General features: G+C 62.4%; 9 protein-coding genes and 1 tRNA gene. 9 read left to right on the top strand and 1 reads right to left on the bottom strand.

What is annotated here, in order from left to right; genetic code table 11:
* Positions 1–82: 82 nt before the first annotated feature.
* The 3 genes from BGI27_RS13445 to BGI27_RS13435 are packed head-to-tail and all read left to right on the top strand — an operon-like array spanning position 83 to position 2,938.
* On the top strand, positions 83–613 hold the full coding sequence (locus BGI27_RS13445) for a carboxypeptidase-like regulatory domain-containing protein (protein ID WP_170943040.1): 531 nt from the start codon (positions 83–85) through the stop codon (positions 611–613).
* A 3-nt stretch (positions 614–616) separates the two neighbouring features.
* Complete coding sequence (locus BGI27_RS13440) at positions 617–2,713, top strand: hypothetical protein (RefSeq protein WP_095525370.1); 2,097 nt, start codon at positions 617–619, stop codon at positions 2,711–2,713.
* A 57-nt stretch (positions 2,714–2,770) separates the two neighbouring features.
* Positions 2,771–2,938, top strand: a complete 168-nt coding sequence (locus tag BGI27_RS13435) for a hypothetical protein (protein WP_170943041.1) — start codon at positions 2,771–2,773, stop codon at positions 2,936–2,938.
* Positions 2,939–3,066: 128 nt separating this feature from the next.
* On the opposite strand, the gene BGI27_RS13430 is transcribed toward BGI27_RS13435, so the two are convergent.
* A tRNA-Val gene (locus BGI27_RS13430) sits at positions 3,067–3,143 on the bottom strand.
* A gap of 128 nt (positions 3,144–3,271) precedes the next feature.
* On the opposite strand from BGI27_RS13430, the gene gltX reads away from it, so the two are divergent.
* The 6 genes from gltX (at position 3,272) to pstA (ending at position 10,023) form a co-directional block, all read left to right on the top strand.
* A complete protein-coding gene (gltX, locus tag BGI27_RS13425) occupies positions 3,272–4,660 on the top strand; it encodes a glutamate--tRNA ligase (protein ID WP_095525368.1) in 1,389 nt (462 codons plus the stop codon).
* A gap of 14 nt (positions 4,661–4,674) precedes the next feature.
* Entirely contained in the window at positions 4,675–5,511 is an 837-nt protein-coding gene (gene folP / locus BGI27_RS13420) for a dihydropteroate synthase (RefSeq protein WP_095525374.1), read from the top strand.
* Positions 5,512–5,566: 55 nt separating this feature from the next.
* Positions 5,567–6,919, top strand: coding sequence for a phosphoglucosamine mutase (gene glmM, locus BGI27_RS13415; RefSeq protein ID WP_095525367.1), 1,353 nt, complete (start codon positions 5,567–5,569; stop codon positions 6,917–6,919).
* 178 nt (positions 6,920–7,097) lie between these two features.
* Positions 7,098–8,111, top strand: a complete 1,014-nt coding sequence (locus BGI27_RS13410) for a PstS family phosphate ABC transporter substrate-binding protein (protein WP_095525366.1) — start codon at positions 7,098–7,100, stop codon at positions 8,109–8,111.
* A 78-nt stretch (positions 8,112–8,189) separates the two neighbouring features.
* Positions 8,190–9,101, top strand: a complete 912-nt coding sequence (pstC, locus tag BGI27_RS13405; RefSeq protein ID WP_095525365.1) for a phosphate ABC transporter permease subunit PstC — start codon at positions 8,190–8,192, stop codon at positions 9,099–9,101.
* Between the two features lies 1 nt (position 9,102).
* Entirely contained in the window at positions 9,103–10,023 is a 921-nt protein-coding gene (gene pstA / locus BGI27_RS13400) for a phosphate ABC transporter permease PstA (RefSeq protein ID WP_095525364.1), read from the top strand.
* The last annotated feature ends 28 nt before the right edge of the window (positions 10,024–10,051 follow it).

Genomic DNA, 10,051 nt, shown 5'->3' with positions numbered 1-10,051 from the left:
TGAAAAACAGTATTTCATGAAGCTCGGGGCTGTCTAGGAAACCCGGGGCGATTCATACGTCGATTTATTGGCCGGGGGAATAGTGTCATCGATTGATTGCTCGGCAGTTGCAATTTTGCCTCTTGTGCGCGGTGTTTTACGTTCTGCCGCTGATGGTGCTGCAGTGTCTGGCGCGACAGCACATCTGCGCGCCCAGCATGGCAGTAAAACAATCATCAGCAGCACCACAACTGATTCTTCCGGCGAATACGCCCTGGCGGCGCTCACTGCGGGGCGCTACGTGCTTGAGATCACAGACCCGCGCTCCGGCGCTGATCGCTCGCTGATCGAGCAGCCCGTGCTTTCGCTTGATGCGGACCTTGAGCTTGAAAACACGCTCTGGCCCATCGGCACCGCTCAAACGCTCGGCCCTGGCAACGTAACTACAACCGCAGCCGTGGCTGCCGATCTTGTCGCTGTCATCGTCTGGGGCGACAAACGCGTGTACGCGACAGTAGAGCCCGATGCCGCCGGCGACTGGAGCATTGAGGTCCCGCCTGGGCAATACGGCATCATGTATTTCGCGGCGAATGGCCGGCCCGTGATCCACGGCCCCTACACGATCACGGCCTGACCCATGGCCTACATCCCGCCGATCATTGAAACGCCGGTAGTGCTGCAGGGTGGCTATGTCATCCCTGCTATCAGCACGCCGGTTGTGCTCGAGGACGGCGGCAGTACGCCGGCGCTGATCACCGGCACGCTTGCGGCAACGCTGCCCGCACTAGAGCTCACCCTCAGCTGCACAGTCGCCGCGCAGATCGGCATTGCTGCTGGGCTGGCTGTCGATCTGCCGATCCCGTTACCGGCGCTCACGTGCGATGCCGCCGGCGAGTTCCGGATCACCTACATTGGCGCGCTGGTGGTCGAACTGCCGCCGCCCGAGCTGCCGACACTCACGTGCGCAGCAGTAGCACAGCTCGGCATCGCCGCAGCAGCGGTGGCCACGCTGCCAGTCGTGGCCTTGCTTGCGCTCTCATGCACAGCAGCGGGTGAGCGAGACAACGCATTGCCCGACGCGGATGGCGTCGGCACCACTGCCCGCCATCAACACGCCCGACCGTCCGCATCCGGCGCGGCCACTGCGCAGCAACACATGATCGCCACGGCTGCCGCCGGCCACACGCTGCACGCCCACGGCCTGCCCGTAGGGAGCGCCACGCGCACCACCCACACCCACGCCCAACAACTGCGCCGCGCCGCACGCCAACGCCACACCCACGGCATCCCGCTCGCCGCCGGCAGCCGCGCGGTGCAAGCCAACACACTGCCGCTGCACCGGCCCACGCGCGCGCAGCACGCTCACGGCTTGCCGCTCTGCAACGGCGCTGCCGCCAGGCAAACCAACACGCTCAGCCCTGGCCTGCACCTCGGCCTACCGCATCAGCAGGCTAGATCGGCCAGCAAAGGCAGCTCGGCTCGAAACCATCAGGGCAAGCCCGCTACTACCCGCCTGGTCCTGCTCTGGCAACACGGTGAGCTGCCGCAGCCCGGCCGCTGGTGGCCCTGGTACGAACCGCCAGCGCTCGGTATCGGTGTCGTGCTGCAAAGCCCCTACACCCCGCGCCCGCTTCGCTGCCGAGTCGTGCTCGGCCCCGGCTACGAGATCCAGCCGCCATGCCCCATCGATCCCGACGAGCCCGGGATCGTCATCCCAACGCAAAGGACATACATCGTGATCAACTCTGTCTCGTTGCGCCGCGTCGATACTGATGTAGCAATCCAGCCGCTAGCCTTGGATATCGGAATTGATGCCGACGGCTGGGTAGCAGATTTCAGTGCGTCTATCGCGTTTGATGAATGGCCAGCTCTTGCCGCCGAAAACGGTGAGCCATTGGAATTGGAGGCCGTGATCAACGGGCAGTCCTGGCGCCTGCTTGCTGAAGGGGCGCCAAGCCGTTCGCGCACTTTTGGTCAGACAAGCGTACAGATCAAGGGGCGTGGTTTGGCGGCTTGGCTGGATGCGGATTATGCAGATCTGGTCAACGTTGTGAGCGGCGCGGAACGGACAGCGCAGCAGCTCATGGCTGATTGCCTTGCCATCAACGGCGTGCCGCTCGGATGGTCGCTCAACTGGGGTCTCACTGATTGGGTTGTGCCCGGAAACGCCTGGAGCCACTACGGCACGCCGATTGCCGGTGTGCTCGATGTAGCAAGCGCCGTCGCTGCGATCGTGCAAGCCGATCCAGTCAGCAAGATACTGCACATTCTGCCGCGCTACCCTGTCTTGCCGTGGGAGTGGGCAGACACGCCGCCAGATATCGAGATTCCCCCCAGCATCATCATCGGCGATACGCTTGAGCCCGTGCAGCGGCCCGATTACAACGCGGTCTATGTGAGCGGGCAGGGCGTCGGTATCGTGGCGCGTGTGCTGCGCAGTGGATCCGCGGGTGATCGCATCGCGCCAACCGTGAATCACGCGCTCATCACACATGCGGATGCTGGCCGGCAGCGCGGAGGCGCCATTCTTGCTGATACCGGTCGTCAAGGAAAGGTCAGCATCACGTTGCCGCTGAGTGACGACACGACGCTATTGCAGGTCGGTCAGCTCGCCAGATTTACCGAAGCCGCAGACCCGTGGCGAGGCCTGGTGCGCGGGGTGCGTGTGTCGGCAACGTGGAACAGCGCGCTGACAGTTCGGCAAACCGTGGAATTAGAAAGGCACTACGAATGAACCTCTGGGCTTCAATTCAGAGCTGTGCTGCCGGGCGATCCGCTACGCATCGGCACAGTGACCGAGATCAACATAGGCACGGGCGTCAGCGCCCTCACGTTGCTCGATGGAGCAACGATCCTTGCGCGCGGCACAAACGTGCCCGAAGGCAGTAAAGCCTACGTTCGCGCAGGCCTCATCGAGGGCCCGGCGCCGGATTTGGCGGAGGTTGAGATTGTGGTTTGAGAGGCGCCGAAAGCTGTCTCACAGGTCAGCAGCAAGCCCAAACAAAACAACGGCTTAATTTTTCTAAACCGATCACAAAGTGAGACAGCAAAGGAAACTTAAGCCGTTGTTTTTACTTTTGGAATTCGTGGTGGGCGGTACTGGGCTCGAACCAGTGACTTCGTCCGTGTGAAGGACGCGCTCGTACCAACTGAGCTAACCGCCCGATTTCAGCGTCACCAAAAGGCAGCGCTGAATCAAGAGAGCCAGAATTATAGGCACGTTTTTTTCGCGCGTCAAAGGGGTTGATCGCTTAAAATGGCGTCTTCCCGTTCTGATTTGGGTTTTCGTGTCATGACCACGCCTGTCCGCACCCGCTTTGCTCCCAGCCCCACCGGTTATCTGCATATCGGTGGTGCGCGTACTGCACTGTTTTCATGGGCTTTCGCACGTCGACACGGAGGCCAGTTCGTGCTGCGCATCGAGGATACCGATGTGGCGCGCTCCACACCGGCCGCCGTGCAGGCGATCCTCGACGGCATGCAGTGGCTGGGGCTTGAACATGATGAAGGCCCGTTCTATCAGATGCAGCGCATGGATCGCTACAAGGAGGTGCTCCAGCAGATGCTGGCGGCCGGCAGCGCCTATCTTTGCTACACCACCCCCGAGGAACTGGAGAGCATCCGCGAGGCGCAGCGTGCGCGTGGCGAGAAGCCGCGTTACGACGGGCGCTGGCGCCCCGAGCCGGGCAAGACCCTGCCCGGGATCCCAGCCGGGGTTCAGCCCGTGGTGCGTTTCCGCAATCCGGTGGAGGGCGCCGTAGGCTGGGACGATCTGGTCAAGGGACACATCGAGATCGCCAACGCGGAGCTGGATGACCTGATCATCGCCCGCCCGGATGGCACTCCGACCTACAACTTCTGCGTGGTGGTCGACGATTTGGACATGGGCATCACCCATGTGATCCGGGGGGATGACCACGTGAACAACACGCCGCGTCAGATCAACATCCTGCGTGCCCTGAATGCTCCGGTGCCGGCGTATGCGCACCTGTCGATGATCCTGGGCGACGACGGGCTGAAGCTTTCCAAGCGTCGCAACTCGGTGGCGGTGACGGATTTCGACGAGAAAGGCTATCTGCCGGAGGCGATCATCAATTATCTGGCGCGTCTGGGCTGGAGCCATGGCGATGACGAGGTCTTTTCGCGTGAGCAGTTCGTCGAATGGTTCGATCTGGATCACATCACACCTTCGGCCGCTCAGTTCAATACCGAGAAACTCAACTGGCTCAACGCCCACTACATCAAGCAGGCAGCGCCGGCCAGGCTGACCGCCGATATTGCCGGACGACTGACCGCGCGCGGCATCAGTCTGGAAGGTGGGCCGGATCTCGAAGCCGTGTTGCTGCTCTATCGCGAGCATGTCAGCACGCTGGTGGAGCTGGCCGATGCGGTCGCGCCGTATTTCAGCCAGCCGCAGATCGATGAGGCGTTGGCTGCACAGCATCTGGGTGGCGCAGCATCTGCCGCGCTTGCCGCGTTGCGTGGCAAGCTCGAAAGCGTGGCCTGGGAGAAGACGGCGCTTTCCGCGGCGATCAAGGAAACCTGCACAGAGCAGGGGCTGAAGATGCCGCAGGTGGCGATCCCCCTGCGCGTGAAGCTGCTGGGTGTGCCGCAGACGCCTTCCATCGATGCCGTGCTGGAAGTGTTGGGGCGCGATCGGGTGCTGGCCCGTCTGGGGTGATGGCCATGAAGCACGTGCCCATCTGGCAGTGCGGCCGTTTCCGCTTGAGTTTCGAGCGGCCGGCGATCATGGCCATCATCAATGTCACGCCGGATTCGTTTTCGGGCGACGGCCTGAGTGGCAATGTGGATGCGGCGCTGCGCCAGGCTGAGCAGGCGTTGAGCGAAGGTGCGAGCATCCTGGATGTGGGCGGGGAATCCACTCGTCCCGGTTCGGCTGCCGTCAGCGAAGCAGAGGAGCTGGCACGCGTGATTCCGGTTGTGGAGGCGCTCGCCAGGCTGGGGGTGCCGGTGTCGGTGGATACGCTCAAGCCTGCGGTGATGCGTGAATCCATCCGTGCAGGTGCCGCGATCATCAATGACATCAACGCCTTGCGCGAGCCGGGTGCGCTCGAGGCGGTCGCGGCATCGGATGCCGGCGTATGCCTGATGCACATGCAGGGCGAGCCGCGCACCATGCAGCAAGCCCCGGTCTATGGCGACGTGGTGGCGGACGTGGATGCTTTTTTGCAGACGCATGCGGCTGCCGTGTTGCGAGCGGGTGTGGCCGCTGAGCGGATCTGTCTGGACCCCGGCTTCGGCTTCGGCAAGACGCTGGCGCACAATCTGGCGCTCTTCCGGGCGTTACCGCGTTTCGTGGCGCAGCCCTACCCGGTATTGGTGGGGGTTTCACGCAAATCCATGCTGGGGGCGCTGACCGGGCGCGAAGTCGGCCAACGCATGCCGGCGAGCATCACGGCTGCCGTACTTGCAGCACAGCGTGGCGCGGCGATCCTGCGTGTGCATGATGTGGCTGCCACGCGGGATGCGCTGACGGTGTGGGCGGCCATCGATGACGCAGAGGCACGCTGAACAATCGAACATGCAGGCGGCCAAAGTGCTGCCGCGAGATCCCGAGGAGACTTGAATGGCACGCAGGTACTTTGGCACTGACGGCATTCGTGGCCGTGTGGGTAATTTTCCGATCACGCCGGATTTCGTCATGCGTCTGGGCTACGCCGCAGGCAAGACGCTGGTGGCGCGCGAGAAGCTGCAGCCCGGCGAGCAGCCGGCGGTGCTCATCGGCAAGGACACGCGGATTTCCGGCTACATGCTGGAAGCCGCGCTGGAAGCCGGCTTTGCCGCTGCAGGCGTGCATGTGATTCTTGCCGGGCCGATTCCCACGCCCGCGGTGGCGTACCTGACACGCGCCCTGCGTCTTCAGGCAGGGGTGGTGATCTCTGCCTCGCACAATCCGTATTACGACAACGGGATCAAGTTCTTTTTTGCCATGGGCACCAAGCTGCCGGACGCCATGGAGGAGGAGATCGAGCGCCATCTCGACGAGCCCATGGGCTGCGCCGAGTCGGCTCACTTGGGGCGCGCGCGTCGGATCGAGGATGCGGCCGGGCGCTACATCGAATTCTGCAAGAGCACCTTTCCCAACGAACTGGATCTGCGCGGATTGAAGATCGCGCTGGATTGCGCCAATGGCGCGGCTTACCACATCGCGCCCAAGGTGTTTCATGAGCTGGGCGCCGAGGTGGTGAGTGTGGGCGTGGGGCCCAATGGTCTGAACATCAACGAAGGCGTCGGCGCCACGGAACCGGCCAGCCTGCGGGAGGCCGTGCTGAAGCGGGGGGCCGATCTGGGGATCGCGCTGGATGGTGACGGCGATCGTGTGCTGATGTGCGATCGTGCGGGCGCGCTCTACGATGGCGACAAGCTGATCTACGTCATCGCGCGCAAGCAGCAGGCGGAGGGGCGGTTGTCCGGTGTGGTCGGTACCTTGATGAGCAATCTCGGCTTCGAGCACGCCATCGGCCGCCTTGGAGTGCCTTTCCATCGTGCCAAGGTGGGGGATCGTTACGTGCTGGAGCAACTGCTGGAGCATGGGCACAAGCTGGGCGGCGAGAATTCCGGCCACATTCTCTGTCTGGACCGCCACACCACGGGTGACGGCATCATCTCGGCATTGCAGGTGCTCGCGGCCTTGCGCGAGCGTGGTCAGACGCTGGCCGAAGCCTGCGCCGATCTGGTGTTCTACCCGCAACGCCTGATCAATGTGCGCATGAAAGCGGGGTTCGACTGGAAATCCGACGCCGGTATCTCAGCCGCCGTGTCGGATGCCGAAACCGAGCTGGGGCAGGGCGGGCGTGTATTGCTGCGTCCCTCGGGCACGGAGCCTCTGTTGCGGGTGCTGGTGGAAGGGGCAGATGGCGTGCAGGTGGAACGACTGGCACGCATGATCGCCGAGGCTGTGACGCGTGCGGCGGAGTGATGAGGTGCGGTTTGTTACAGAGAAATTGCGAATGTAACAATGATGTAACAGAACCGTAATATGCTCCGGCGCTTGTCTGGCGCGTCGAGTCGTGCAGGTAGAAATGTCTTCTCTGGGGCAATGTCGTCGCCAAGCTTGTGAGTGTCGTGTTTTTTGTTATGCGCCAGGAGCGTATCTGATGATTTTTCCCAGGATGGCCTTTCTGCTTTGCGTATGCGCGATGGGGCTGGCTTCGGCAGGCGTCCGTGCGCAAAGCGTGGTCCGGGTGGATGGTTCGTCAACCGTGTTCCCGATCTCCGAGGCCGCGGCGGAAGATTTCCAGATTGCACGTCGTGAAAAGCGCTTGCGCGTGACCGTGGGGATGTCGGGTACGGGGGGTGGCTTCAAGAAGTTCTGCATGGCCGATGCTTCCTTGCGTGTCGATGTCACGGGGGCTTCCCGTCCGATCTCCACCGGAGAGATGGCCGCCTGCCGGGCTGCCGGCATCCGGTTCATCGAACTGCCCATTGCCTTTGATGCGGTGACCATTGTGGTCAGCAAGCGCAATCCGCTCGAGAGCATCTCCATCGAAGATCTGAAGAAGATCTGGGAGCCTGCAGCCCAGGCGAAAATCTTCAACTGGAGGCAGGTCAATCCCGCCTTTCCTGATCGCGCGCTGAAGCTCTACGGTCCGGGCACGGATTCCGGGACTTTCGAATACTTCACCGAGGCTGCCGTGGGCCGGGTCAAGGCTTCGCGTGGCGATTACACCGCGTCCGAAGACGACAACGTGGTGGTGCAGGGGGTTTCGCGCGACAACAGCGGCCTGGGCTATCTGGGCTATGCCTACTACGCAGAGAACACCGACAAGCTCAAGGCACTGGCGATCTCCCCGGCGGTGGGCAAGCCGGCGGTATTGCCTTCCGAACAGAGCGTGATGGATGGCAGCTATGTCCCGATGTCACGCCCGATCTTCATCTACGTGAATGCCGAGGCGGCTGGAAAGCGGCCGGAAGTCAGGGATTTTGTCGAGTTTTATCTGAAGCATGCCGGGGCGTTCGCCCGCGAGGTGAAGTACGTACCGCTGCGAGATGTCGACTACGCGCAGGTACTGGAGAATTTCGGCAGGCTACGTACGGGAACGGCCTTCGAGGGCCATAGCGAAATCGGCGTGAAGGTTGCCGAATTGCTCAAGCGCGAAGTGAAGGAATGATGTCCCGCGCCATTTCCGGATGTTTCTTGTGTGCGGGCCCGCTGAGCGCGGCCGTCCGTTGCGGAGAGTGAGAGTCTCATGAGTGTGGTTAGTGATCGGTTGAAACGCAGCCGGGTACGCAATCTGCGCGAATTCGGCGTGGAAACGCTGCTCTTTCTTGCTGCGTTCGTTTCGGTGGTGGTGACGCTGGGGATCGTCTACATCCTGATCTCCGAGTCGTTGCAGTTCTTCCAGCATGTCTCACTGGTCGATTTCTTCACCGATACGCAATGGACGCCGCTGTTCGCGGACGCCCACTACGGCATCCTGGTACTGATCTCCGGCACGCTGACCAGCTCTGCCGTGGCGCTGGCGGTGGCTTTGCCGCTGGGGACGGTGGTGGCGATCTATCTTTCCGAGTTCGCGTCGTTTCGCGTGCGCGAAGCTGCCAAGCCCGTGCTGGAGCTGCTGGGTGGCATCCCGACCATCGTTTTTGGCTATTTCGCATTGATCACGGTGACACCTCTGTTGCAGAAGATCTACCCGGACCTGCCGGGCTTCAACATCCTCTCCGCCGGTCTGGTGATGGGCGTGATGATCGTCCCCTACGTCAGCTCACTGGCTGAGGACGCGATGCGCGCCGTGCCCATGGCCTTGCGCGAGGGATCGTATGCGATGGGTGGCACCCGCCTGCAGACTGCCCTGCGCGTAGTGTTTCCGGCGGCCTTTTCCGGGGTTGCCTCGGCTTACGTACTGGCGATCTCGCGGGCTGTGGGTGAAACCATGATCGTCACCGTGGCCTCCGGTAGCCAGCCCAACCTGACTTTCAATCCCGCCGAATCGGCGATGACGCTGGCCTCCTATATCGCTGGCGTGTCGCAGGGTGACTTGCCGCACGACTCCATTGGCTACCAGACCATCTTCGCTGCCGGGCTGACACTGTTTGCGCTGACCCTGGCGCTGAACATCTTCGGTCACTGGATGCGCAAGAAGTATCGCGAGGTTTACTGACATGCAAGAACCCGATCTGCTGGCCATTCGAGCCATCATCACGCGCCATAAACGCTGGGATTTGTTCTTTGGCGTACTCGGCATTTGTTGTCTGATGGTTGGTGTGCTGACCCTGGTGGCGCTTTTTGTCGACATGTGGAGCAGTGGGGCTGAGCGCCTCAGTCTGGACTTCCTGAGCAGTTTCCCGTCGCGCAGGGCCGGGCAGGCCGGCATTCTGGCTGCCTGGGTGGGTTCCGTGCTGGTGATGCTGGTGACGGCTTCCTTTGCCATCCCGCTAGGTGTGGCGGCAGGCGTCTACCTGGAAGAGTACGCACCGAAGAACTGGCTGACCGACATCATCGAGATCAACGTTTCCAATCTCGCAGGTGTTCCATCCATCGTGTATGGCCTGCTCGGGCTGGGGATGTTCGTCTACACCTTCGGGTTGGGGCGTAGCATCCTGACTGCGGGCCTGACCCTGGCGCTGCTGATCCTGCCCGTGGTGATCGTGGTCACGCGCGAAGCCATCCGTGCCATTCCGCAGATGATTCGTGAAGCTTCGTATGCCTGTGGTGCGACCACCTGGCAGACCGTGCGCGACCACATCGTGCCGTATTCGAGCGCCGGCATCCTGACCGGGGTGATCATCGGCATGGCGCGCGCCATCGGTGAGACGGCGCCCTTGATCGTGGTGGGGGCTGTGACCTTCATCGCCTACCTGCCGCCGGTGCCTTTCACGGGTGAGCCTGCGGCTGGGCTTTTCGACTGGGCTCGCGAGGCCTTCACCGTGCTGCCGATCCAGATGTTCAACTGGACTGCGCGCCCGGATGCGGCATTCCATGCCAATGCGGCGGCGGGGCTGGTCCTCGTAGCCATGACGGTGGGCATGAATGCCCTGGCGATCTGGCTGCGCTACCGGCTGCGCAAGAACATCAAGTGGTAGGCCTCTCTCCCACACGAATCCATCCTGA

Origin of the sequence: Candidatus Dactylopiibacterium carminicum (assembly GCF_014736495.1) — a bacterium.
Lineage (GTDB): Bacteria > Pseudomonadota > Gammaproteobacteria > Burkholderiales > Rhodocyclaceae > Uliginosibacterium > Uliginosibacterium carminicum.
The sequence above is the reverse complement of the archived record's forward strand: the minus strand, read 5'-3'. Positions and strand labels throughout refer to the sequence as shown.